We start from the raw sequence: 26,585 nt of genomic DNA on the forward strand, positions 1-26,585 counted from the left end.
ATTGATCTAACAGTAATTAATTAAATGGCTGCCAGCCCAAATCCATTGCAAGGCAGCCTTTTCGAAGGGGAAGATAAGCCGTCTCCATCAAATGCTGAAGAGAATAATTCTTTCAAGATCTCAAACGATAATCTAGACAATGAACAACTTAAGGATGACGCTCAATCAAGACCACGCGCCAAAAAAACGAATACACAAAAAAAACAACTTATAGATTTTGATGGGTTATTGGTTCCAGAAATTGAAGAAACCAAATGGTCGCATCACAGGTTACCCAAAATCGATGATCTCACTCCTGCACTAAAGCATTATGTCGAACTAAAAATAGAAAATCCAGACAGAATTTTGTTGTATAGGCTTGGTGATTTCTTTGAATGTTTTTTTGAGGATGCCATCAGACTCTCTGAACTTTTAGAACTGACTCTGACCAGCAAAGAGGGAGGTAAAAAAATTGGTCGGATTCCAATGGCTGGAATACCACATCATGCTTCGGATAGATATTGCTCTCAACTAATAAAGAAAGGTTTATCAGTTGCCATTTGTGACCAACTGGAGGCTGCCCCATCAAAGGGGAATAAATTAATCAAAAGAGGTATTACAAGATTAATCACTCCTGGAACGATTCTAGAAGAGGGAATGCTTAGCGCAAAGAAAAATAATTGGCTGGCTTCAGTGTTAATTGACTCTCATTCGAATGCCGAATTTATTCAATGGTCCCTTACGAAAGTAGATGTCAGCACGGGTGAACTTGTTGTACAAGAAGGAGAAGAAATTAATAATTTAAGACAAGAATTAATCAAATTAGAAGCAGCTGAGGTGATCTCAGAAAAAAATACAATAAGTAGAGGTCAATGGTACACAAGATCAATGAAAATATCCGAGTTCAATCAAACTTCATTTACAGAATTAGAGTCTGAAAGAGCAATATTAAACTATTATTGTTTAAATAATATTGAAGGACTAGGTTTAGCCTCACATTCTCTTTCAATTAGAAGTTTAGGGGGACTAATTGCATACCTAAATAAAACACATCCCAATCTAAGTAGTCATAATAAACATTCAGTAAAAACTCATATATCCTTAGATTATCCACATATAAAATACGATAATGCTGGATTAATTATAGATAATCAAACAAGAAGAAATCTAGAAATTATCTCAACTCAAAGAGGAGGACAATTTCAAGGATCTTTATTATGGGCAATAGATAAGACTTTAACTGGGATGGGAGGCAGATGTATTAGAAGATGGCTTGAAGAACCTCTAACAAATGTGAATGAAATACAGAACAGACAAGAAATAATTTCTTTACTAGTTAAATCGCCCTCCATAAGAAAAAATCTTCGAAAAATACTTAGATCGATGGGAGACCTTGAACGGCTCTCAGGGCGAGCAAGTGCGCAACAAGCAGGCGCAAGAGAACTCGTAGCAATAGCAGAAGGCATTAATCGTTTGCCATTACTCGCAAAAAATCTGAATAACGAAATTTTTGAAGAATCTAAATACTTCTCATCTATTATAGATTTAGATAAAAATTTAATAGAAATTGCATCAAAGATAAATAATGAGATCATAGAAAACCCTCCACTAAGTCTTACAGAAGGTGGTCTATTTTATGATGGTATAAATTTGATTCTTGATGGACTTAGAAATCAACTTGATGATCAAAATTCATGGCTAAGAGCTCAAGAAATTAAAGAAAAAGAAATAAGTAAAATAAATAATTTGAAATTACAATATCATCGATCCTTTGGATATTTTTTAGCAGTCAGTAAAGCAAAGTCAACTAATGTTCCAGATCACTGGATCAGAAGACAAACTCTTACTAATGAAGAAAGATTTGTAACCCCCGAATTAAAAGAAAGGGAAGGGAAAATATTCCAAATAAAAGCTCGTATATCACAGCTAGAATATGATTTATTTTGTGAACTTCGACTTCTTGTTGGAAAAAGAGCAAAAAGCATTAGAAAAGCTGCCAAAGCAATTTCACATTTAGATGTTTTGACTGGTTTAGCAGAGCTTGCTGCCACAAATAATTATGTTCAACCGAATATCGTTGACAATACAAATTCTAAACATTCAAGAAAGCTATCAATTGTAGAGGGCCGACATCCAGTTGTTGAACAGATTCTTGTTGATAAACTTTTCGTACCTAATGATATCAATCTTGGATCAAAAACCGATTTAATTATTCTCTCTGGACCAAATGCAAGCGGTAAAAGTTGTTATTTAAGGCAAGTAGGTCTGCTACAAATTATGGCACAAATTGGCAGCTGGATCCCAGCAAAATCATGCACAATTGGAATTGCAGACCAAATTTTTACCCGTGTTGGAGCAGTAGATGATTTAGCAGCAGGTCAATCTACTTTCATGGTTGAGATGATTGAAACGGCTTTTATTCTTAATAAAGCAACAGAAAAATCATTAGTTTTATTAGATGAAATTGGTCGAGGAACATCAACTTTTGATGGCTTATCTATTGCTTGGTCAGTAAGCGAATTTCTGGCAAAAAAAATAAAAAGTCGTTCAATTTTTGCGACTCATTATCATGAATTAAATCAAATTTCCGAATTCAATGAAAATGTAGAGAATTTTCAAGTCCTTGTAAAACACGATAAGAATTCACTTACTTTTCTTCACAAGGTTGCCAAAGGAGGCTCGATTAAAAGTTATGGAATTGAAGCCGCTAGACTGGCAGGAGTTCCAAAAGAAGTCATAAATAATGCTCGAAAAATCTTGAGCGATCTTGAAGAAAATAGCTTTAATAATAAATAGATAATCCAAAAGAATAAAAATTTATAGGCTAGTTACTCAGGAATTCAAAAATTTACATAACAACACTAATAATCAGTAGCTCTCAGCAAAGCATTAACTGTTGCTGCCGCAAGAGATGCCCCTCCCTTAGAACCCTCTAAAACGATATGTGAGCAATCACTTTTTAATAATCGATTTTTACACTCGGAAACTCCTATAAACCCGACTGGCATTCCAATAATTAAACTTGGTCTTTTACTACCTTCATCAATTAAATCTAATAAAGTCATCAATGCTGTGGGTGCACTACCAATTAGAACGATTGGTGCTTCCAAGCATTCTTCTGTTTTTTCTATGTCTAACCACATTTTTCGCATTCCCATTGAACTTCTAGTTTTCGACGATGAATCAATAAATTCAGGAGCCATTTCTAAAATACATTTAACATTTGAATTTAATGTTCTTTTAGCAACCGGAGAAACAGCTGCTTCTGCCATATAAGTATCAGTCAAAATATTGGCTCCTTTTTTTAGGGAATTAATAGCATTTTCACAAGCATTAGAGCTAAATCTCAAACAGCCCTGCATTCCAAGATCACCGCTTGAATGAATAATTCGTTCTAAAACCAATTGCTGTAGTTTATTAAGCCCGGTAAATCCGATTTGAGATCTAATATATTGAACGCTTTTAAGAAAAATTGGATGTTCTGGAGTTTTCACTGCTTAAGTTCCTAGGCTAATTTAAGATCAGATCTTTTTAAAACATATCTCTAAGTAATGCCAATACATCTAATCTGGGGAGATGATTATGAGGCCAGTAACAGGGAAATAGAAGAAATAATTCAAAAAGTTATTGATCCAGCATGGAAAAATTTTAATCATAGTCAAATAGATGGGAATGATCCAAAGCAAAGTCTCCGAGCGTTGGAAGAGATAAAAAGTGCTCCTTTAGGAGGCGGAGGAAGAATTGTACTAGTCAGAAGAAGTCCTTTTTGTAACGGATGTTCCATTGAGCTTGCCGATAAGCTTGAACAAGCTATTGCATTAATTCCTGATAATACACATCTGATTTTAAATAATTCAAACAAACCTGATAAAAGACTTAAAACAACTAAATTAATACAGAAAGCTATACAATTGAATTCTTTATCTAATGAAAAAAGCTTTATTCTTCCACAGCCATGGGATATCAATGGACAGCGGAAGCTAGTTAAGAATATTTTATATAGATTGAATTTAAAAATGAATAATGAAACAATTGATTTGACGATAGAAAGTATAGGTAATGATAGCTCATTAATTAATACTGAGCTTCAAAAATTATCATTATTAGCAGAAGCAATGAATAAAAATTCAAATATCAATGAAACTCAAGAAATCACAAAGGATATAGTCAAAAAGATAATTCAAAATAATTCAACTAATGCTTTAGAAATTGCTAATTTTTTACTTAAAGAAGAGAGAATCGTAGCTCTGAATAAAATTCAATCCTTGCTTAAAAATGGAGAACCAGCATTAAGGTTAATTTCAACCTTGACTGGTCAAGCAAGAGGATGGCTATGGGTACACCTATTAGATTCCCAAGGACATCACGACGTCAAAGAAATAGCAAAACTTGCTGGGATTGCCAATCCAAAACGTATTTTTGTAATCCGAAAACAAATTCAAGGCAAATCATTGAAAACGTTACTCGAATTGATGAAAAAACTTTTAAAAATTGAAGTTTCAATAAAATCAGGAAGCAATCCAATCAATTCTTTTAAAGATAATCTGCTAACAGAAAGTATATTTTTGACTAATAACTGAAATAATTGATAAGTTACTGAGAGTACAATGTCTTTGCTGGTTCAAAAATTTGGCGGCACCTCTCTTGGAAGCATTGAGCGAATAAAATCTGTTGCCAAAAAAATCAAAGCAAGTAAAGAGAAAGGAAATGATCTGGTTGTTGTTGTTTCAGCAATGGGACATACAACTGATGAGTTAACACAACTAGCCTCAGAAATAACTATTGATCCTCCTCATCGAGAGATGGATATGCTCCTATCAACCGGTGAGCAGATTTCAATATCATTATTGACAATGGCCCTGAATGAATTGGGCACACAAGCAATATCTTTGACTGGTACTCAAGCTGGAATTATTACAGAATCAGCTCATGGAAGAGCAAGGATACTCGAGATTAGAACAGAACGAATAAAAAATCTTCTAAATCAAGGTAAAACTATAGTCATTGCTGGCTTTCAGGGCACCAGTCTTGGAATAGGAGGAATTGCTGAAATCACAACATTAGGAAGAGGAGGATCAGATACTTCTGCAGTTGCTTTAGCAGCATCTCTAGAGGCTGAAAAATGTGAAATTTATACCGATGTTCCAGGCGTTTTAACAACTGATCCAAGAATTGTTAAAAATGCACAATTAATGAAAAATATTAGTTGCGATGAAATGTTAGAGCTCGCAAGCCTTGGAGCTGCTGTTTTGCATCCTCGGGCTGTTGAAATAGCAAGAAATTTCGGCCTAACTCTTGTAGTCAAGTCAAGTTGGGACAACCTTGATGGAACGACTCTAACTAGTAAGCAGAAGAATGTTTTTTCTAAAGGTGGAATAGAACATCGGAGCCCAGTAGATGGATTAGAACTTGTTGAGAATCAAGCAGTCGTAGCTCTATCTAATATTCCAGATCGCCCAGGAATTGCTGCTGAGCTTTTTGAATCTCTATCAGAAGGAGGTGTAAATGTAGATCTCATTATTCAAGCAACACATCAAATCAACTCTAACGATATTACTTTTACTGTTTCAGAAAATGAATTAAATAATGCACAAGCTCAATGTAAAAAACTTATTAATGCTATAGGAGGTGAAATTTCATTTCAAAAAAATCTTACCAAGTTAAGTATTTTCGGAGCCGGAATTATGGGTAGACCTGGAATAGCATCTTCTCTGTTTCAAACTCTATCTGATTCTGGTATTAATATCAGGCTAATAGCTACTAGTGAAGTCAAAGTAAGTTGCGTTATTGACGCAGAATCAGGGAAGAAAGCATTACGCAATGTAGGAGAGGTTTTCAAGCTTTCTGATAAACAAATTACTCTTAATCCTATAAGTGAAAATAATAACGAGCCAGAGGTAAGAGGAGTAGCTTTAGATAAAGATCAAATCCAAATTAGCGTTAAGAATGTCCCAGACAAGCCAGGTACTGCTTCAACGATATGTTCAACATTGGCTGAGAAATTTATCAGCTTAGATACAATAGTACAATCAGAAAGAAAGCATAAGGATAAAACCAAAGATATTAGTTTCACATTAAAGAAAAATGATAGAAGCGAGGCTAAATATGCTTTAGAAGAATTGATAGCTAATTGGAAAGGGTCCAGACTCGAGGAAGGAGAATCCATAGTTCGAATTAGCGCAGTGGGTTCTGGAATGCCTTTCACTACAGGAACAGCTGGCAAAATATTTAGAGCACTGGCTAATCAAAAAATTAATATAGAAATGATCGCTACAAGTGAAATCAGAACAACTTGTATTATCTCAGAAAAATATGGTGAAAAAGCATTAAATGAAATTCATTCTTGCTTTCAATTAGGAAAGGATTCAGAATAATAGTACATCATTTTCCAATTAACCTCTGCCTTAATTTCTTGATACGATCTCTCAGAATTGCAGCTTTCTCGAAATCTAGATCTTTAGCTGTTAATTTCATTTTAGATTCCAATTTTTCAATTAATTCAGGCAGAGATTCTAAAGATGCACCGCTATCAGAATCTTTATCACTATAATCAATTAACTTATCAGCAATATCAACAAAATCATTAACATTTCCATCTTGATTTAATTTCCTTGATAACTCTAAGAAAGAGAGAATTGAATTATTAGCTTTCTTTCCTGCTGGCTTAGGAGTTATACCATTCTCAATATTATAATTACTTTGTATTTCTCGACGTCTTTCAGTCTCACTAATTGCCTTTGCCATTGAGTCGGTCATTTTATCTGCATAGAGTAAAGCTAGTCCTTCAACATGCCTGGCTGCTCTACCGATTGTTTGTATTAAAGATCTCTCAGCTCTTAAAAATCCTTCTTTATCTGCATCTAGAATTACTACAAGAGAAACCTCTGGAAGATCTAAACCTTCTCTTAGAAGATTAACTCCAACCAAAACATCATATTCTCCCAATCTTAAATCTTGAATAATTTCAATTCTCTCAATTGAATGAATCTCTGAATGTAAATAACGAACTCTTATTTTATTCTCAGATAAATAGTCTGTAAGATCTTCAGCCATTCTTTTTGTGAGAGTTGTCACAAGTATTCTCTGATTTTTCGATGCTCTTTTTCTAATTTCAAAAAGTAAGTCCTCAACTTGACCATGTGTTGGACGTACTTCAACCAATGGATCTAGAACACCGGTAGGCCTAATAACTTGTTCAACTATATTTCTTGGACTTTGAGACAATTCCCAATCACCAGGAGTAGCACTAATAAAAACTGTTTGTTTTGCTTTATTCCAAAATTCTGTATCCTTTAGAGGACGATTATCAGCTGCACTTGGTAATCTAAAGCCATGGTCTATTAACACTTTCTTTCTTGCTTGGTCGCCATTATACATAGCTCTTAATTGCGGACAAGTAACATGACTTTCATCAATAAGTAATAACCAATCTTTAGGGAAATAATCAATTAGGCATTCTGGTGCAGAGCCAGGTTCTCTGCCAGATAAGTGACGAGCATAATTTTCAACTCCATTGCAATATCCAACTTCTTTTAACATTTCTAAATCATAAATTGTTCGTTGTTCTAATCTTTGAGCTTCAAGTAATTTTCCCTCTTGATTAAAAAATTCTAATCTATCTTTTAATTCTTTTTTAATTTCTTTAATTGCAGAATCTAGACGATCTTTCGGAGTTACAAAATGTTTAGCTGGATATATATTAATTGCGTCAAGTTTATTTAATATTTCGCCAGTAGTAGGATCGACATAACTAATACTTTCTATTTCATCACCAAATAATTCAATTCTAACAAGTCTGTCATCATATGCTGGACCTATTTCTAATACATCTCCTCTAACTCTAAATCTACCTCTAGTAATTTCTATATCATTACGTGTATATTGGTTAGAAACCAATGATCTAAGAGAAGATCTTAAATTAATATTTTGTCCAACTCGAAACTTTACAGATGCTTTTAAATATTCACTTGGAATTCCCAAGCCATAAATACAACTAATTGAAGCAACTACAATGACATCATCTCGCTCGAATAAAGACCTGGTTGCAGAGTGGCGCAACATATCAATTTCTTCATTAATTGATGATGTCTTTGCTATGTAAGTATCACTAACTGGAACATAAGCTTCTGGCTGATAGTAATCATAATAAGAAATGAAATATTCAACAGCATTCTCAGGAAAAAATTCCCTTAATTCATTACATAATTGAGCTGCGAGGGTTTTATTATGAGCTAAAACTAATGATGGCCTACCCGTTTGAGCTATCAAATTAGCAATAGTAAAAGTCTTGCCCGTTCCGGTTGCACCTAATAAGGTTTGAAACTTCTCACCATCATTTACTCCTCCAACAAGTCCTTCAATCGCTGCAGGTTGATCACCTCTTGGAACGTATGGAGCTTGAAGCTTATATTCAGGCATATTATTAATTCAATTCTAAAAAAAAATTTATTAATTCCATATTCTTATAATTTTGATCAAAAAAGGATTTCAATCACCTTATAAAATTGATTGATTAATTGTGGAAATAAGTTTTACAGAATCTAAAGCCTGACGAAGACCTTTGACAGTAGCAATCATAGCTATTTCAGTCTTCAATTTATTAATAGCTGAACCAATACCAACCCCATGAGCACCAACTGATATAGCCATTGGAACAGTCACTTCAGAAAGTCCAGAAGCGCAAATAACAGGCACATCATGACGACTCTCTTTTAAAGCAGTTGAGATAGCAAAAGTTCCAGCCAACGTAGGTGACGCTTTTTCTATTAATCCTAAAGTTCCAGGACTAATAGGATGAGAGCTCGTCCCTCCCTCAGTCTGAATTAAGTCGACCCCGTTATCTACAAGATCAACAGCTAATTGAGCTTGACTATCCAAAGGCAATATATGGGGAACAGTAACTGATAAAACAACCTCAGGTAAAAGCCTACGAGATTCCACCGCTAATGAGAGGACTTCCTCTGCTGAGAAAAAACGTCCTTCTGGATAAAAAGAGTCGAAATTCCCAATCTCTATGATTGATGCTCCTGCCTGCACAGCTTGAGGGAAAAGTTTTGGTTCCACAGAACTTACACATACAGGAATATTCGATGCTTGTACAGCCAGCTTTACTAATTTAGGCTCACAAGCAATATCCAGTAAATCTGCACCCCCAAGACCTGCAGCTTTAGAAATTAGAGATACTGATTCTGGATTAAAATTATTTAAACCAGCAATTACTTTTAATAAAGATCTATTTTGAATACTCTTTTGAAGTGAAAGTGGCAATGTCTGCAGGCGTGTCATAAGAACATCAGCTATTAACCTGATTGTGACACTGACTCAGCAAAAGAACTTAAAAAAGACGAATAGAGCTCTGAAACCAAAGCAAATGTCACCATCTACTAAAAATGACCTTTCATGGAGTAAATGGCACATGCGTTTACATAAAAGGTTGAAAAACAATCAATCTCTTCTTCCGATCAAATCCACACTTCTTTTAGCAATATCTGGTGGTCAAGATTCTATGGCCCTTCTTAAATTAATTATTGATTTAAAAAGACTATATAAATGGCAAATCGAAGTCTGGCATGGAGATCACCAATGGCACAACGAATCCGGAAATATAGAAAAAGAACTAAGGCTTTGGTGTCTTAATAAGCAAATATCATTTCACTCTAATAAAGCAAATAAAGAAGAAGTAGTTAATGAAAAAAAGGCAAGGGATTGGAGATATAAAAAACTGGTAATGAAAGCTAAGGTGTTATCGTCAAAAAATATCAATTTCCCATATACAAGAATATTAACTGGTCATACAGCTACTGATCGAGCAGAAACGATCATTATGAACTTAGCCAGAGGTACTAATCTGCTTGGTCTCAGCACCCTTAGAGAACAAAGATCTTTAGAGAATAGTATAGATTTAATCCGACCTCTATTAGTATTTAATAGAAACGAAACACTCGAAATTTGCAAAGAGTTTAATTTGCCAATTTGGATAGATCCTTCAAATGAAAATATTAATTTGACAAGAAATAAAATTAGAAAAGAAATTTTACCAATTTTAAATTCAATCCATAAAGGCGCAGACTCAAGAATATCATCGTTAGCTAATAGACTTGAAAGTTATGCTAACGACCAACAATCATTAGCAAAAATAGCAATAGAATTTTGCCAAGGAGAAACAATAAATTCTCTATCCAGAAAAAAACTAATAAATTTTACACACTCTGTTAGAAAAATAATACTTACTAATTGGTTAAAATTGTTAGGAGTAAAAAGAGTGACAGCTTTGCAAATCGAAGAAATAAATACCAAAATATCTCACAGCAATTCACCTGGAAGAATTCATCTTCATGGAGACTTCCTAATACAATGGAACAAACAAGTTATTTACATATCAAATAAGAAGACTAATTAAAAGAAACAAATACTCTTTTATCAGCTAATTGCAGATCTTCGACGTCTTGTTCTTCCAGATGGCATGTCCTCTGTACTTTTCTCACTATTTGTTTTTTGTTCCGTTGTTCCATTTTTATCTTGATTTGTTACGGATTCATTTCTCTGCTTAACCACTGTATCTGCATTTTTCTTAACTACTTGTCGTGAGTCTGGCTGTTGATCAAGTTGAGGCTTATATGCACGAGTTCCACCAGGAGCAGGTTGAACAAGGCAAAGAATTAATGGCTCAGCCTGAACCTCCCTTCTTAATCGACGAGATAAACCTGATTCAACTTCTCTTTGCAAACCAATCCAATCGACCTCAATCGACTTACCTCCTGTCTTAAGAACAAGCTGTTTCCATCTATTTTCCAAGACCCAATTAATCTCTCTTTCAGTCCAATTGACCATTGTTTTAGCATCAACATTGGTAATAACACCTCGCAGATTGACCCTCGGAGGTGCAACCATTACGCCATCAGTGCTAATGGGAGTAAGAACCGTAATAACCCCGTCATCAGCCAGTTGCTGACGTTCTTTTAAGACGCGAGTATCAACAACCCCTGTTCTAGAGGAATCGAGTAATTCCACTCCTGATTTAACTGGTGACCCTTGAACAAGAGAATCTGGCCTTAATTCAGCTACGTCCCCATTTTCCATAACTAAAACATTATCTGGGTGAACCCCCATTGATACAGCAGTTTTTCCATGAAGAACTTGCATTCTGTACTCTCCATGCACAGGAATAAAGTATTTAGGTCTAATTAATCCAAGCATCCATTTTTGATCTTCTTGACATCCATGGCCGGATACATGAATACCTTTATCTTTCCCATAAATAACTTTTGCACCCAATTTGATTAATTTATCAATCGTATGCATCACGGAAATAGTATTTCCAGGAATTGGACTAGCAGAAAAAATGACAGTATCACTGGTTTTTAATTGAACATGTTGATGCTCTCCCCTAGAGATACGACTCAAAGCGGCCATTGATTCTCCTTGACTACCTGTCATCAATAAAAAAGTCTCTCTATCAGGCAAATCTCTTATCTGTTTAATTGGGAAAAACAAATCATCAGGGAAACGCATATATCCAAGCTCTCTTGCTTTCCCAACCACATTCAGCATTGAACGGCCTAACAAGCCGACTTTTCTACCGTTTTTCATCGCCAACTCTAAAAGCATAGCCACGCGATGAGTTGAACTAGCAAATGTAGTGACCATAACTCTGCCTTCAGCAGTAGCAATATATCTATCTAAATTTGGAAAAACAGAATATTCAGAGGGTGTGAATCCTGTGACTTCAGAGTTAGTTGAATCAGATAGAAGGCAAAGAACACCCTTGTCTCCATAGTGAGCCATTCTGGCTAAATCTGAAGGCTGTCCATCAGGTGGCGTATGGTCGAACTTGAAATCACCAGTAAAAAATACTATTCCCACTGGAGTAGTTACAGCGAAGGAATAACTATCAGAAATTGAATGTGTATTTCTTACAAATTCAACTGAAAAATGTTGTCCAACTTTGATAACTTCTCTTGGGCCGCATACCTGTATAGTTGTCCGATCCGCAACTCCTGCTTCCTCCATCTTCCCCCTGAGCATAGACATAGCAAGGGGAGGACCATAAACAATTGGAATATTAAAGTTCTTTAAATGATGAGAAATCCCACCAATATGATCTTCATGTCCATGGGTAACTACTAAACCTCTTATTCGACTTTGATTTTCACGTAAATAAGTGGTGTCTGGCATCACAACATTTACTCCATGCATTCCGTCGGTTGGGAAAGCCAGACCAGCATCAAGAATCATGATGTCATCACCATATTCAAATAAGCAGGTATTTTTTCCAATTTCTCCGAGGCCACCTAAAGGAATAATCCTCAAACAAGGAGATTTAGATTGATTATTTTTTGAGCCTTGAGAATTCATTGAACTGGATGTCATGGAAAAATTTATGTAAAAAACTTGGTTGTTACCTAAATGAAAGTTGGATCTACTCGAAAACGAGGGAATAGATCAAATCAATCTCATAGAAGAGAGTATCTTCACGAGTTCTTCTTTCATTTCACTGTTTAAAGAGACTAGAGGACTTCGAGGAGGTCCAACAGACCAACCAATGAGTTGAAGTGCCGCTTTAACAGGAATAGGATTTGTGGTTGCAAAAAGGGATTTAAAAAGAGGTTGTAATGTCTCATGCAAATAAAGTGATTGATCATATTTACCTTCAAAGAAACTCTCTATCATTTTCTTCAAATTAAGACCAACAAGGTGACTTGCCACACTAACCACACCTACTGCACCTACTGCAAGCATTGGTAAAACCAAAGCATCATCACCGCTATAAATAGCTAAATTTGATCCGCAATAGTTTCTTAATTGAGTCACTTCGTCTGTTGTTCCACTTGCTGCTTTGAAACTGACTACATTACTGCAATCCATAAGCTTACTTACAATACTAGGCGATATCGAACAACCTGTCCGTCCAGGAATGTTATACAGCATTAAAGGTAACTCCGGTGCAGCGTTGGCGATAGAGCGAAAATGAATTTCTAATCCTTCTTGAGGTGGTTTATTGTAATAAGGAACAACAACTAATGCCCCATCAGCGCCTGAATTGGCTGCTTCTTTGGTAGCTTCAATTGCCTCAGAGGTAGAATTGCTTCCCGTACCAGCCAAAACTTTAGCTTTAGAGCCTAAAGAATTTCTTACTGTTTCAAGCATTTTTTTTTGTTCTTGCCAAGTTAAAGTCGGCGATTCTCCTGTCGTTCCGCATACAACAATGCCATCTGAACCTTGATTTACTAGATAAAGTGCCAAATCAGCAGCTAGACCATAATCAACTTTCCCATTTTTATCAAAGGGGGTAACCATTGCGGTTAACATCCTTCCAAAAGGGGCTGGTGATAGTAAGGCAGACTGACTCATGATTTTGGCAATAAAAGTTCAGCAATTTGTATTGCATTAAGTGCAGCTCCTTTTCGTATCTGGTCTCCACATAACCATAGTTCCAAAGCATTGGGGTTACTAATGTCCTTCCTTATACGACCAACTGATATTGAATCTCTACCCGTTACATCTTCTGGCATTGGAAAACGATTTTTGTCAAAATCCTCAAGAATCTCAACTCCAGGAGCAAATTCCAAAATCTCATAAGCTTCTTTTACTGGGAACGGCTTTTCAAATTCAATATTGACTGCTTCAGAATGCGCCCGTAAAACAGGAACTCTTACACAAGTTGCTGTCAAAGCAAGTTCTGGGACTCCAAGAATCTTTCGAGTTTCATTAACCATTTTCATTTCTTCCTCGCAATAGTTATTTGATTGCAAGGGTGAGTTGTGCAAAAAAAGATTAAATGCCAAGGAATAAGGAAGAACTTTGCTTTTTGGTGTTCCTCCATTTAAAACTTCTTGACTTAATTTTTCCAATTCTTCCATTGCCATTGCACCTGCACCACTGGCCGATTGATAAGTTGAGACAACAATTCTCTTAATAGGAATATGTCTATGCAATGGAGCTAGAACCAATGCCAATAAAATAGTTGTGCAATTAGGATTAGCAATTAAACCTTTGTGCTTACTTGCAGCATTGGGATTGACTTCAGGCACAACCAAAGGGACATTTTCGTCCATTCGAAATGCACTTGAATTATCAATTATCAAGCCTCCATAACTTTTTATTGTATCTTTCCACTTACGGGATACTGAACCACCAGCCGAAGCTAAAACTAAATCTACATTTTGAAAGCTCTCTTGAGTTGTTTCTTGCACTCTTAATGTGTTTCCACAAAAGTTCTGAAGCTCACCAGCAGAGCGATGAGAAGCTAATAAAATTAATTTATGAATTGGGAAAGACCTTTCTTCAAGCAAAGCCAATAATTCCTTACCTACAGCCCCACTCGATCCCAGGATGGCAACTGTAAGAGGTCTATTTGGGAGAAGAGACTGTGGGTTCAAACTTGATAAAGAGAATAAAAAGGTTTAACAAAAAATTTTTTCTTATTGGAAAAATCAACAAATAACAAATTTTTAGATACTTTTTAGGCCACAATAGCTTTGGAAGTGAATTAACGCTTTCTTACGCTAACCAAATTTGAGAATTCCGTTTCAATGAGTGCTGCCAAATTAAAAGTATCAACCAGTTCAAAACCCAATAGCAGAATTGCTGTTGAGGTTGAGGTGCCCGCAGACCGATGCAAAAATAGTTACAACGAAGCTTTAAGTAAACTCAGCAGGTCTATTTCAATCCCAGGGTTTCGCAAAGGTAAAGTTCCAAAAGCAGTAGTCATCCAGCAGCTTGGAGTAAAAAGAATACAAGCCTCTGCTCTAGAATCACTTTTGCAAAAAGTATGGACAGAAGCAATAGATCAAGAAGGTATTGAACCTTTATGTGAGCCAGAGTTGGAAGATGGTTTTGAAACAATTTTAGAAAATTTTAACCCTGAAAAAATTCTTAAATTAAAACTTGAAACTGATATCGCCCCAATACCAACTTTAAAAAAATCTTCAGGTCTAACTGCTGAAGTAGAAACTTTAATCTTTGATCCAAAAAAAGTAGATGAACTGATTGAGCAATCTAGAGTGCAACTTGCAACCAAGGTCCCAATCAGTGGTCGAGCCGCGAAAAAAGGAGATATTGCTCTAGTAAGTTTTAAAGGGAATTTCACAGATGATGGGAGCGAAATTCAAGGAGGAAGCGCGGATTCAATAGAAATAGAACTTGAAGAAGGCCGAATGATTCCTGGGTTCATTGAAGGGGTAATAGGAATGAATATTGATGATGAAAAAACATTAAAGTGTGAATTTCCCAAGGATTATCATCAAGAAGATGCCAAAGGCAGAAAAGCTGAATTCAAAGTCAATCTAGAAGATTTAAAAATCAAAGAATTACCTGAACTAAATGACGATTTTGCCAAGCAAGCGAGTGATAAAGAGAATATGACTGACTTACGCGCAGATCTTGAAAAGAGACTCAAAGAGGATACTGGTAGAAAACAAACAAAAAATCGTCAAGACTCACTGCTTGATGCTTTAGTTAAAGAACTTGAAGTGGAGTTACCAAAAAGTCTTATTGATCAAGAGGTTCGTGTAATTGTTGAACAAACAGCTCAAAATTTCGCTCAACAAGGAATTGATGTCAAATCAATGTTTACTCCAGAACTTGTGAAATCGTTAATGGAGTCTTCAAAAGGGGAAGCAGAAAAAAAACTTCGTCAAAAACTCGCTTTAAATGCTTTAGCCAAGTCGGAAAAAATTGAGGTCTCACAAAAAGAAATCAATACAAAGCTGAAAGAAGTACAAGCTGATATAAAACTATCAAATGAAAAAAATATCGACGAGAAACGTCTTAAAGATGCTATTACTGATGATTTGTTGCAAGAAAAGTTATTTGCTTGGCTTGAGGAGAATAATACTATTTTAGAAAAAGCGCCTGGAAAGGCAAAGGATCAAAGCGAGGAGAAAAGTTCTAAAAAGAAAACAACAAAAACCAATAAAGAAAAGAAAAGTTCTAAAACCCCCAAAACCTAGTTTCTACGCATAGATTAACAGTGTTGACTACTAAAGTTCTAAGTTGATTGAAGCAAGACAAAATCATCCCATTAATAATTTCTGGAATAACTCTTGTCTATTCTCAGGACCAGGGGTTCTACCTACAGTAATTGAACAATCAGGTCAAGGTGATCGGGCATTTGATATTTATTCTCGATTACTGCGTGAAAGAATCATCTTTCTAGGGACCGATGTTAATGATCAAGTTGCTGATGCGTTAGTGGCTCAAATGCTTTTTTTAGAAGCTGATGATCCAGAAAAAGATATTCAATTGTATATAAACTCTCCAGGAGGGTCCGTAACTGCGGGACTAGCCATCTATGACACCATGCAGCAAGTAAGTCCTGATGTCATAACAATTTGTTATGGCCTTGCAGCAAGCATGGGAGCTTTTCTTCTCTCTGGAGGGACTAAAGGTAAAAGACTTGCATTACCCAATTCCAGAATAATGATTCATCAACCTCTTGGTGGAGCTCAAGGTCAAGCTGTTGAAATTGAAATTCAAGCCAAAGAAATTCTCTACTTAAAAGAAACTCTCAATTCACTTTTAGCCGAGCATACTGGGCAAAATATTGAAAAGATTTCAGAAGACACTGATCGAGACCACTTTCTTTCTCCTCAAGAAGCGGTTGAATATGGCCTGATCGACAAAGTGGTTTCAAATCTCAACTCCATATGAATCATTAAGGAAAGCTGACAAGGCATCAATCCTCAATGATCCTATTAACTGAGACTGAATTAAATTAATGATCGGTCCATCCAACCTGTTTTTTTTAGAGCTCGATGGCAAAGTTTGAGGCCCATCTTAAATGCTCCTTTTGTGGCAAAGCCCAAGATCAAGTGAGGAAACTCATTGCTGGTCCAGGAGTTTACATATGCGACGAATGTATCGACTTATGTAACGAAATTTTAGATGAAGAACTGATTGATAGTCCAAATCATCAAAGAAGTGGACATGAACAAAGCCGTAAAGCAAAAGCTGCGACAACAACCACAACCAAGCCTGCTCCAACTTTGGCTTCCATACCAAAGCCAATTGAAATTAAAAAATTTTTAGATGATCAGGTGGTTGGGCAAGAACCAGCAAAAAAAATCCTGTCAGTTGCTGTCTACAATCACTACAAAAGACTTGCATGGAAAGGAGACGGTTCCGGCGAGACTGATCTAACAGCAACGAAATTACAAAAATCCAATATTTTATTAATCGGACCAACTGGATGCGGCAAAACATTACTTGCTCAAACCCTAGCTGAAATGCTTGATGTTCCATTTGCTGTCGCTGATGCAACAACTCTTACTGAGGCTGGATATGTTGGTGAAGATGTAGAGAACATTCTCTTACGACTCTTGCAAAAAGCAGACATGGATGTGGATTTAGCACAAAGAGGAATTATTTATATCGATGAAATTGACAAAATTGCTAGAAAAAGTGAAAACCCTTCGATTACCAGAGATGTCTCGGGAGAGGGCGTCCAGCAAGCCCTGTTAAAAATGCTCGAGGGCACCACCGCTAATGTCCCACCGCAAGGAGGAAGAAAGCATCCCTATGGTGATTCTATTCAAATCGATACAAGCCAAATACTTTTTATCTGTGGCGGAGCATTTGTTGGTTTAGAAGATGTAGTGCAAAAAAGACTTGGAAGAAATTCAATTGGTTTCATACCAAACGAAAGTCGGGCTAGAAGCAAAACCAATCGAGAACGAATTGGTGCAGACTTCATTAATGACCTTGAGCCTGACGATTTAGTGAAATATGGTCTAATTCCCGAATTTATTGGGAGAATGCCTGTCACTGCAATATTGGAACCATTAAATGCTAAAGCTCTTAAATCTATATTGACAGAACCTAGAGATGCCTTAATAAAACAATTTAGAACCTTATTAAGTATGGATAATGTAGAACTTTCATTTGATGAAGAGGCTGTTGAGGCAATTGCTCAAGAAGCTTACAAAAGAAAAACTGGAGCTAGAGCTTTACGAGGAATTGTTGAAGAAATTATGCTAGAACTAATGTATAGTCTTCCATCTCAAACTAAGATCAAAAACTTTAATGTAACAAAAAAAATGGTCGATGAAATGACAGGCGGAAAAGTAGTGCCTCTTTTATCAAACGAAAAAAGAATTGTTAAGGAATCTGCCTAGAGAAATAAGCTTTTCAAATAACTTTATTAAATTTAATTAGAGCAATTAGAAAATTTTTAAAAATAAAGTTAGTCAAATATTTCAGCAATAATTATCAACTTAGAATATGATCAAAAAAACGAATATCAAATTCATATTTATCTGTAAGTACAAATGATAAATATTTATGAACCACTACACCATAAATATAGACCCACAAGCTTTGACGAGCTTGTGGGTCAGGATCCCATCACAGCCACACTAAAACAAGCATTAATCACCAACCGTATAGCCCCTGCCTATATATTTTCTGGACCTAGAGGAACAGGAAAAACATCCAGTGCAAGAATTTTCGCTAAATCTTTGAATTGCTTAAAAAGTGAAAAAGCTACAACCGAGCCATGCGGAAAATGTGACTTATGCAAAGGAATTAATGCTGGGAATGCTTTGGATGTAATTGAAATTGATGCAGCCTCTAATACGGGTGTTGAAAATATTCGTGAACTAATAGAAAGGTCTAGATTTGCTCCTGCAAAAGCTCGCTGGAAAGTCTATGTAATAGATGAATGTCATATGCTTTCAACTGCGGCTTTTAATGCACTTCTAAAAACATTAGAGGAACCTCCTCGACAAGTAGTCTTTATTCTTGCGACAACAGATCCCCAACGCGTTTTACCTACAATTCTTAGTAGATGTATGCGCTTTGATTTTCGAAGAATAGGTCTGGGTGATTTAGAAAGTCATCTAACCAGTATTGCTAAAAAAGAAAAAATAGTAATCAACGAAGAAGCGATCTCATTAATTGCGAAGCATTCCCAAGGGGGATTAAGAGATGCAGAAAGCTTACTTGATCAAGTCAGCTTACTTTCTCCGCCAATAACTCAATCAAATATCATTAATCTTATAGGGGCTGTACCAGAAGAAGAATTGCTAATATTGGCTAAATCGTTAATAAAGAAAGATCCTAATTCTATTTTAAATATTTGCAATCGCCTAATTAATACAGGGAAAGAGCCAATTGCAATTTTACAAGGAATAGCATCTATATTAAGAGACTTAGTTGTCACAAAAGTCACAAATCAACCAACTGATTTATGTGAAATTTCTCAAGAGAATAGAGAAGGTTTAAATGACTTAGCAAAGTCTATTAATCTTGATCAAATACTAAGCCTACAGTCTAAATTAAAAGGCTCAGAAAACCATATTAGAAATAGTAATCAACCTAGATTGTGGTTAGAAATTCATTTACTTGGAATGCTTTCAGAAGAAGATTTCAAAGATTTTCAAAGGATCAAAGAATCCATTAGAGGAGAAACTATCTCAAATAATTCTGATCCTGGAAAAAATACATCAGAGCATATAGCTTCAATTAACAAAAAAGAAAAAATTGAGGAAAACTACCTTCAAAAAGAATCGAAACCCATTAAAGAAATAAATCTTGATCAAATCTGGGAAAAAGTTATAGCTATGCTTGAGCTTCCTTCAACAAAAATGCTACTTTCACAACAAGCTAAATTAATAAATTTTAACTCAGATTCTGCTGAAATAGCAATCTCAGAAAAATGGATAAATATGATTCAAAGTCGTAAAAATCTTATTGAAGATGCTTTTTATAAAGCAACAGGGTCATCAACCAAAGTTCTTTTAATACAACAAAATGATAGTCTTTCTAATAATAAAAAAGAAAAAAAAATTTCACAAAAATTAGAACCAAGCAATCAATTTAAAATTGATAAAAATCTAGATAAAAGTAATTTAAAAGAAGAGAGAGTAGAGTCAAAAAATAATTTAGAGACAAATTCTATTGATCAAAAAGCGAAGCAATTTGCAGATTTTTTTAATGGCGAAATTATCAATCTTGAATGATTAAAATAATTCAATCAAGATCCAATGTGATCGGTTTTTTCCCAAATTAATGTCTTACGAAATAATGACATCTTAATGACTATAAATGGTATGACAATAAACCAATGTGCAAGGTAAATTGTTGCTCCAAGTATATTAATAAAATTAGGAGATGGTAAGTTTGGACCTTCACTATTTTGAGAACATCCTTTCCAATAAGCTATACTAGAAATACCAAATGCAACAATAGATAAAGGCCAATATAGTGGCATTTCAAATAAGATAATTGATACAAGACAATCTATAAATGATACAACTGGTAAGACATATTGTAATAAGAAAAAACAAGATAAATCTATTTTTTTAAAGTTGGATAGTCGTTTGGAGAACAATAAGGGCCAATAATCAAAAAACCTTTGTAAGCCACCTTCAGCCCACCTTTTTCTTTGTCGAAACAAAGCCGACAAGGATTCCACTGCTTCCTCTTGAATAGGTGGATCCCACATGATTACGATTGGTGATCGAGTTAATAAAAACCGGAAACTTAGATCTAAATCATCAGTGATAGTTTGTTCATTAAATCCTCCACATGATTCAAGAACTTTTCTATTGATTAATTGACCATTACCTCTTAACTCCGAAACCCCACCACAAGCAAGTCTGCCTCGTTGAATAACAGCATCCATGGCCATCTCCATTGCTTGATACACAGCAATTTGATTTAACTCACAATTCACGACTGATTTCCTTAACTGCACACCAGACCATCCACCATTCAAAGCAAGGGCTACTGCCCTAAGTAATACATTGCTGTGTAATTGTGCATCAGCATCAAGAATAAATAACCATTCTCCATCAGTTTTAGTCAATACAGAATTCAAGGCACCTGATTTACCGCCACCACTCATTAATGGACGACTTAACACATTAATCCTAGAGAAAGTTGTACGTAATTTTTGTAATAAATAAGGGGTACGATCTTGACTCCCATCATCAATGATCCATAGAGAAAGCTTGTCCTCTGGATATTCAATTGATAAAAGTCTTGAAACTAATCGCTCTATTACATTTTCTTCATCGCGGGCTGCCACCAACACATCAACTTTAGGAAGAGTTTCAAAAAAAGTTTCATTATTGATTAGATACTCTTTTTGTAATTGATAACTTTGCCTACTCTCTCGTAAAACGACCCTTAAACCATAGCCACCCAGCAAGACAGCCAAAGTAATGGACGGGAATAAATTATTGCTAGGCTCTAGCAAATGAGGGAAAATTCCTACCAAAGCGCAGCAAATCAAAAACAATATTGATTTAGTGCGTCGGTTTTCTCCACTGATTTTGGCTAAAGCCATGGAGTAGTCCTTTTATCAACTAATGACTCTAAGAGTCTTTCATCACTAAGGCAAAAATCCATATTTAGTATTTGGATAATAATGAGAAAGAATTTGTTTGGTAGTCCATCCATTTTTTGCTAAATCTATAGCCCCAGACTGAGACATTCCTGCTCCATGGCCAAAACCTCCACCAGAAAAAAGCCATTTACCTTCTTTAATTTCTTTAACAACAAATAACGTGCTTGGTAATTGTCTTAAGACACCACGAATGTCATCAAGTTTAAGAAAGATTTCTGTGCCAGTATGTCCGTCAATTTTTAACGAAGTCACTCGACCACTACTTCCTCGACTGACAACCTTAATTTTTCTTGGGTAAAAAGTGGTTCTAACTTTTTGAGCTTGATTTAGCTGTTTAGCTATTTTAGAGGCGTCTAGCGTTCTCTCCCATCTAAAAAGTGGATGATCAGAACCAAAAGCCTCAGACTTTGAAAACAAAAAAGATCTCAGGTATTTCTCATTTGATAGAGGTAAATTAACCGTCCGCGTCCAATGCTTTGGTCCATCCAAGCGCATTTTCAAGTATGGAACTTGATTAATTGACCATGCTTCCTCGACAGAAGCCATTACCCCTCCATTTGTTGCGTGATAAACAGTATTTATTGGCTTTTGATTCCAAGTAAGAATTTTACCAGTAGTTTTTTTAATGGCTGTTTTAATTTTTTGATCGGCCTTAGATGGATTCTTATAAACCTGACATTGCGTATCGCTACAGAGATTGTATCCATCAACTTTGAATCTATGACTATTAGCGAAGGCCCATGTTCTAGCTAATATTGCCTGCGCTGCAAGTGCTTCTTCAGGAGAGCTGGCGCCTATTTCGTGAGGAACTACTCCATTTAAATATCTCTCGATAGGTACATGTTCAACTAATGTCCAAGTTCCATAAGCATCTGACTGGATTGAAAACGGACCGAAATATATCCCCTTCCCCCAGCGCAACCCATCAGGTGCTTGCAAAGAGATAGGACCCTTGAGGGCAATCTTCCCACTACTTCCATCTAAATAAGGAAAAACAATCTTTGAAACTTTTATTTTCTGATAAGTCGATTTAATAGATCGTGGAATCTTGATCTCACCTGAGACCCAAACTTCCCAATCCAACGGATGAGCAATCACTGATTCAATACCTTTATCTTTTAAATCATTTGCCAGCCTTTCAGCAGACTCGAAACTTGAGAAGGGGCCAATTTTATTTCGAGCAAACACTTGTGGATTTATTAATTGTTTTGCTCCCCAACCAATGTTAATTTCTTTAGCTTTTCGAACTACTCCATTCGCATCTCTCAAAATCAAGTTTCTACCATTACTTAAAAGGTTCAAAACTGGCGAAAAATTGTCATTCATGATTTCCTTTCCCATGTATGGCTTAATCCCAACAAGAAGTACATTTTTTTCTAAACTTATTGAAGGTGTATCTGGTGGCGACTGATGAGTTGCAAAAAACTTAACTTTGCGAGAATTCGCAATAGAGACTTGATAGTAAGGATGAAACCCAATCAAGAGAAAAAAACCTAAAACAAAAAAACGCTTTTTTGCGCGTAAATAGCTTTTAATCACAACAAAAGTCTCCTTCCAGCAAGAATTTAATAATTTTGGGTTGGCTTAAGTGAGCTCAAGGACGTATTCTTATAGACTAACCACGCTTTATCAATGCCAAAGCTCAAGACCCGCAAAGCTGCTGCAAAGCGGTTCAAAGCAACAGGCACTGGCAAGTTCATGAGACGTCGTGCGTTTCACAATCACTTACTCGACCATAAGAGTCCTAAATTAAAAAGGCACCTTAAAACAAAAGCAGTCGTAGACGAACGTGATGCAGACAACGTAAGCCTTATGCTTCCCTATGCTTAAGACTTCTTCGGAACGTTTATTAGTTCAATTTTTTGATTTCTAATTTTTAATTATGGCACGAGTTAAAAGAGGTAATGTTGCTCGAAAACGTAGAAACAAAATCCTTCGTCTAGCCAGAGGTTTTAGAGGAGGGAATGGAACTCTGTTCCGAACTGCAAATCAAAGAGTAATGAAAGCTCTTTGTAACGCTTATAGAGACAGAAGAAGAAGAAAGCGTGATTTCAGAAGACTTTGGATTGCAAGGATCAATGCAGCTGCAAGATTAAATGGGCTAAGTTACAGTAAATTTATGGGTGGATTAAAGAAAGCAGATGTAAGAATCAACAGAAAAATGTTGGCTCAATTAGCAGTAACAGATCCTCAAACATTCACAAATATTGCAGCTAATTCAAAATGATAAATGTGCTTGAGTATTGTTTTTACTTTTTTAAACTCTGTAGAAATGATTAATTAAGATAAAAGAATACAGAAGAAATTCCAAAAATTAAGAATATGCTAATCATAAATAATTACTATAAAATTAACAAACTAGTACTTGAGTTTTAGATTATGATTATTGATCTTCCTCAAACTTATTTAATAGGACTTTGTTTGCTATTAGTAATTATTGCTATTTTAGTAGGGAGGCAACTATTTAAAGTACGAAAGGATGAATTGAAGCTAATAAAATTAGAAAAAGAAGATTCAAATACAAAAGAAGATTCAGCTAAAATGTATGAGTTAGCATCTGTTCAATTAAAGAAAAGATTGTATCCTCAAGCCACATCAACTTTAAAACAAGCCCTAAAGAAACTTGATGGCGAACCAAAAGAAGCTAAAGCACTTATAGAGAATGCATTAGGATTTGCACTTGCAGCTCAAAATGACTTTAAATCAGCAGTAATTCACTACAAAAAAGCATTAACAGCAAAATCTGAATATCCTGTTGCACTAAATAATCTCGGTTTTGCATATCAACGTTTACTAAAAGAAGATGAAGCTTATAAAAATTATCAAGAGGTCTTAAAACTAGATCCAAAAAACAAAACTGCAATCTCTCAAATTAAAAGACTTGAACGTATAATTGGAAAAGATAAAGATCAATTATTGAATAAAAAAGGTTTCTGAGTAAATCTTAACTCTTCATATATTACCCATGCATAAAACAAATCAATTGCTCAAAATAGGAAATAAAGAATTCAACAGTCGATTGCTTATAGGAACTGGTAAGTACTCATCCTTAGAGGTAATGCAAAAAAGCATAGTAAATACAAAATGTGAAATAGTTACTGTCGCAGTCAGAAGAATTCAAGGACTAGAAAATGGACATAAAGGATTAATGGAATCAATAGACTGGCAAAGTATATGGATGCTCCCAAACACTGCAGGATGCACAAATGCTGAAGAAGCTATTCGAGTGGCAAGAATGGGCCGAGAATTAGCAAAGTTATCAGGTCAGGAGAATAATAATTTTGTCAAATTAGAGGTTATTCCTAACAAAAAATATTTATTACCAGACCCGATTGGAACTTTAAAAGCAGCAGAAAAATTAGTTAAAGAAGGATTTACTGTTCTTCCATATATCAATTCTGATCCATTAATTGCCAAGCAACTTGAAGAAATTGGATGTGCAACTGTTATGCCTCTTGGTTCCCCTATTGGATCGGCTCAAGGCATAAAAAATGCAGCAAACATTGCCATGATTATCGAAGAATCTCATATTCCAATTATTGTTGATGCAGGTATTGGAGTTCCAAGTGAAGCAGCTCAAGCATTGGAAATGGGTGCTGATGGGGTTCTAATCAATAGTGCTATTGCTTTAGCAAAAGACCCAGAATTAATGGCTCAAGCCTTCTCAAAGGCAACTGAAGCTGGCAGAGAAGCTTTTTTATCTGGAAGGCTCCAAGAGAGCCAACTTGCTTATCCAAGTTCTCCGTCAGATGGAGTTATTTCAAAAAATTAGAGTAATTCGTTAAAAATTAGTAACGTTATAGGCTAATAAACAAAAAAACATGGCAGTCACTAAGGAAAGTCAAGGCAGGCTTAACGTTTTTGCGGATGAACCAAGAATTGAAATCCTTACAAAAAAAAGCAGTGGCAACAAAGGTTCTTGGCTTTTTACCCTTGCTGGAGTTATCCTTGTAATTGGGCTTATCGCATATTCTTTAACAATCAAGTGAAACCCTTGTAGTAGCTTGAATAAAATGAGCATTTGCTCTTTCTTTAGGAGTTTAGAGTGAAAGTTTTCGTTCTTGGTGGTGACGGCTTCTGCGGATGGCCTTGTGCAGTCAATCTTGCTGACAAGGGTCATGATGTATTCATCGTGGATAATCTCAGTCGTCGCAAAATCGATATAGACCTTGAAGTTGAATCCTTAACTCCAATAACAAGTATTGGTGAAAGGATTAAAGCTTGGTCTGAGATAGGTGGAAGGCCTATTAAATTTATTCATTTAGACCTTGCCTCTGAATATCAAAAGCTTTTAGATCTTTTGATCGAGGAAAAGCCTAATTCAATAATTCATTTTGCTGAACAGCGAGCTGCTCCATATTCCATGAAAAGCAGCGCAACAAAGAGATATACGGTTGATAACAATGTCAATGGTACTCATAATCTCTTGGCGGCAATTGTTGAATCTCAATTAGATATTCACATTGTTCATCTTGGTACAATGGGGGTATATGGCTATGGCTCCCATAGAGGCGCAACCATTCCTGAAGGTTACTTAAAAGTGGAAGTACCCCAACCAGATGGTAGTCGATTTGAAGAGGAGATCTTACATCCAGCCAGTCCTGGAAGCGTTTATCACATGACAAAAACGCTTGATCAATTGCTTTTTCTTTACTACAACAAAAACGATCAGATCAGAATCACTGATTTGCATCAGGGAATTGTATGGGGAACAAATACTGATGTCACAAGCCGTGACCCAAGACTGACTAATCGATTCGACTATGACGGTGATTACGGGACAGTATTAAATCGATTTTTAATGCAGGCTGCCATTGGATATCCATTAACAGTCCATGGTACGGGTGGACAAACAAGAGCTTTTATTCATATTCAAGATTCAGTAAAATGTGTTCAGCTTGCACTGGAGAACCCTCCAGAAAAAGGTGAAAGGGTGAAAATTTTCAACCAAATGACTGAAAGTCACCAAGTTGGGGAATTAGCAAAAAAAGTAGCATCTCTTACTGGAGCGAAAATTGATTATCTTCCAAATCCAAGAAACGAAGCAGTAGAAAATGATTTAATAGTTGATAATCGATGTTTTATTGAGCTGGGATTAGACCCCACCACTCTCGATAATGGACTTTTAGAGGAAGTTGTTAATGTCGCGAAAAAATTCTCTAATAGATGTGATTTAAAACGAATACCTTGTGTATCTGCATGGACATCAACCCAAGCAAAAGCAATCAATAAATCCTAAACCTAATTAAAACAAAAT

General features: G+C 35.7%; 22 protein-coding genes. 14 read left to right on the forward strand and 8 right to left on the reverse strand.

Annotated features, from left to right (window positions below; all coding sequences use genetic code 11):
- The first annotated feature begins 24 nt into the window (after positions 1-24).
- Complete coding sequence (mutS, locus tag AC6EI0_RS07200; RefSeq protein ID WP_498521909.1) at positions 25-2,775, forward strand: DNA mismatch repair protein MutS; 2,751 nt, start codon at positions 25-27, stop codon at positions 2,773-2,775.
- Between the two features lie 65 nt (positions 2,776-2,840).
- Here the strand turns inward: mutS and AC6EI0_RS07205 are convergent, their stop codons facing one another.
- Positions 2,841-3,473 carry a precorrin-8X methylmutase gene (locus AC6EI0_RS07205; protein ID WP_498521910.1) on the reverse strand — a complete coding sequence of 211 codons (633 nt, stop codon included), beginning with the start codon at positions 3,471-3,473 and terminating at the stop codon, positions 2,841-2,843.
- Between the two features lie 57 nt (positions 3,474-3,530).
- Between AC6EI0_RS07205 and holA the strand changes: the two genes are divergently transcribed.
- Both holA and AC6EI0_RS07215 read left to right on the forward strand, forming a co-directional pair.
- Positions 3,531-4,559: a DNA polymerase III subunit delta gene (gene holA, locus AC6EI0_RS07210; protein WP_498521911.1), complete on the forward strand. Its 1,029-nt coding sequence runs from the start codon at positions 3,531-3,533 to the stop codon at positions 4,557-4,559.
- Positions 4,560-4,586: 27 nt separating this feature from the next.
- On the forward strand, positions 4,587-6,353 hold the full coding sequence (locus AC6EI0_RS07215; protein WP_498521912.1) for an aspartate kinase: 1,767 nt from the start codon (positions 4,587-4,589) through the stop codon (positions 6,351-6,353).
- A gap of 7 nt (positions 6,354-6,360) precedes the next feature.
- On the opposite strand, the gene uvrB is transcribed toward AC6EI0_RS07215, so the two are convergent.
- Together uvrB and AC6EI0_RS07225 are read right to left on the reverse strand one after the other, a co-directional pair.
- Positions 6,361-8,397, reverse strand: a complete 2,037-nt coding sequence (gene uvrB / locus AC6EI0_RS07220; RefSeq protein WP_498521913.1) for an excinuclease ABC subunit UvrB — start codon at positions 8,395-8,397, stop codon at positions 6,361-6,363.
- Between the two features lie 78 nt (positions 8,398-8,475).
- Positions 8,476-9,264, reverse strand: coding sequence for a DUF561 domain-containing protein (locus AC6EI0_RS07225; RefSeq protein WP_498521914.1), 789 nt, complete (start codon positions 9,262-9,264; stop codon positions 8,476-8,478).
- Positions 9,265-9,394: 130 nt separating this feature from the next.
- On the opposite strand from AC6EI0_RS07225, the gene tilS reads away from it, so the two are divergent.
- Positions 9,395-10,378: a tRNA lysidine(34) synthetase TilS gene (gene tilS / locus AC6EI0_RS07230; protein WP_498523517.1), complete on the forward strand. Its 984-nt coding sequence runs from the start codon at positions 9,395-9,397 to the stop codon at positions 10,376-10,378.
- 20 nt (positions 10,379-10,398) lie between these two features.
- Here the strand turns inward: tilS and AC6EI0_RS07235 are convergent, their stop codons facing one another.
- The 3 genes from AC6EI0_RS07235 to AC6EI0_RS07245 form a co-directional block, all read right to left on the reverse strand.
- Positions 10,399-12,348, reverse strand: a complete 1,950-nt coding sequence (locus tag AC6EI0_RS07235; protein ID WP_498521915.1) for a ribonuclease J — start codon at positions 12,346-12,348, stop codon at positions 10,399-10,401.
- 72 nt (positions 12,349-12,420) lie between these two features.
- The gene (dapA, locus tag AC6EI0_RS07240) at positions 12,421-13,329 is read right to left on the reverse strand and encodes a 4-hydroxy-tetrahydrodipicolinate synthase (RefSeq protein ID WP_498521916.1); all 909 of its coding nucleotides are present in this window, start codon (positions 13,327-13,329) and stop codon (positions 12,421-12,423) included.
- Positions 13,326-14,357: an aspartate-semialdehyde dehydrogenase gene (locus AC6EI0_RS07245; protein WP_498521917.1), complete on the reverse strand. Its 1,032-nt coding sequence runs from the start codon at positions 14,355-14,357 to the stop codon at positions 13,326-13,328. The genes dapA and AC6EI0_RS07245 overlap by 4 nt, the downstream gene beginning before the upstream one ends.
- A gap of 153 nt (positions 14,358-14,510) precedes the next feature.
- Between AC6EI0_RS07245 and tig the strand changes: the two genes are divergently transcribed.
- The 4 genes from tig to AC6EI0_RS07265 all read left to right on the forward strand — a co-directional run bounded on the left by tig (position 14,511) and on the right by AC6EI0_RS07265 (position 19,937).
- Entirely contained in the window at positions 14,511-15,929 is a 1,419-nt protein-coding gene (gene tig, locus AC6EI0_RS07250) for a trigger factor (RefSeq protein WP_498521918.1), read from the forward strand.
- Positions 15,930-15,972: 43 nt separating this feature from the next.
- Entirely contained in the window at positions 15,973-16,629 is a 657-nt protein-coding gene (gene clpP, locus AC6EI0_RS07255; RefSeq protein ID WP_498506270.1) for an ATP-dependent Clp endopeptidase proteolytic subunit ClpP, read from the forward strand.
- Positions 16,630-16,733: 104 nt separating this feature from the next.
- A complete protein-coding gene (gene clpX, locus AC6EI0_RS07260; RefSeq protein ID WP_498521919.1) occupies positions 16,734-18,092 on the forward strand; it encodes an ATP-dependent Clp protease ATP-binding subunit ClpX in 1,359 nt (452 codons plus the stop codon).
- Positions 18,093-18,245: 153 nt separating this feature from the next.
- On the forward strand, positions 18,246-19,937 hold the full coding sequence (locus tag AC6EI0_RS07265) for a DNA polymerase III subunit gamma/tau (RefSeq protein ID WP_498521920.1): 1,692 nt from the start codon (positions 18,246-18,248) through the stop codon (positions 19,935-19,937).
- A 14-nt stretch (positions 19,938-19,951) separates the two neighbouring features.
- On the opposite strand, the gene AC6EI0_RS07270 is transcribed toward AC6EI0_RS07265, so the two are convergent.
- Together AC6EI0_RS07270 and AC6EI0_RS07275 are read right to left on the reverse strand one after the other, a co-directional pair.
- Entirely contained in the window at positions 19,952-21,268 is a 1,317-nt protein-coding gene (locus tag AC6EI0_RS07270; protein ID WP_498521921.1) for a glycosyltransferase family 2 protein, read from the reverse strand.
- Positions 21,269-21,313: 45 nt separating this feature from the next.
- Positions 21,314-22,810, reverse strand: a complete 1,497-nt coding sequence (locus AC6EI0_RS07275) for a SpoIID/LytB domain-containing protein (RefSeq protein WP_498521922.1) — start codon at positions 22,808-22,810, stop codon at positions 21,314-21,316.
- A gap of 150 nt (positions 22,811-22,960) precedes the next feature.
- On the opposite strand from AC6EI0_RS07275, the gene rpmI reads away from it, so the two are divergent.
- The 6 genes from rpmI (at position 22,961) to AC6EI0_RS07305 (ending at position 26,567) form a co-directional block, all read left to right on the forward strand.
- Positions 22,961-23,158 carry a 50S ribosomal protein L35 gene (gene rpmI, locus AC6EI0_RS07280; RefSeq protein ID WP_498461692.1) on the forward strand — a complete coding sequence of 66 codons (198 nt, stop codon included), beginning with the start codon at positions 22,961-22,963 and terminating at the stop codon, positions 23,156-23,158.
- A 52-nt stretch (positions 23,159-23,210) separates the two neighbouring features.
- Positions 23,211-23,555, forward strand: a complete 345-nt coding sequence (rplT, locus tag AC6EI0_RS07285; RefSeq protein ID WP_498521923.1) for a 50S ribosomal protein L20 — start codon at positions 23,211-23,213, stop codon at positions 23,553-23,555.
- Between the two features lie 152 nt (positions 23,556-23,707).
- Positions 23,708-24,265: a tetratricopeptide repeat protein gene (locus AC6EI0_RS07290; protein ID WP_498521924.1), complete on the forward strand. Its 558-nt coding sequence runs from the start codon at positions 23,708-23,710 to the stop codon at positions 24,263-24,265.
- Between the two features lie 28 nt (positions 24,266-24,293).
- Positions 24,294-25,100: a thiazole synthase gene (locus AC6EI0_RS07295; protein ID WP_498521925.1), complete on the forward strand. Its 807-nt coding sequence runs from the start codon at positions 24,294-24,296 to the stop codon at positions 25,098-25,100.
- 49 nt (positions 25,101-25,149) lie between these two features.
- A complete protein-coding gene (locus tag AC6EI0_RS07300) occupies positions 25,150-25,317 on the forward strand; it encodes a high light inducible protein (protein WP_498521926.1) in 168 nt (55 codons plus the stop codon).
- 56 nt (positions 25,318-25,373) lie between these two features.
- A complete protein-coding gene (locus AC6EI0_RS07305; protein WP_498521927.1) occupies positions 25,374-26,567 on the forward strand; it encodes an NAD-dependent epimerase/dehydratase family protein in 1,194 nt (397 codons plus the stop codon).
- The last annotated feature ends 18 nt before the right edge of the window (positions 26,568-26,585 follow it).

The sequence above is a fragment of the Prochlorococcus sp. G5PB11 genome, from assembly GCF_059772425.1.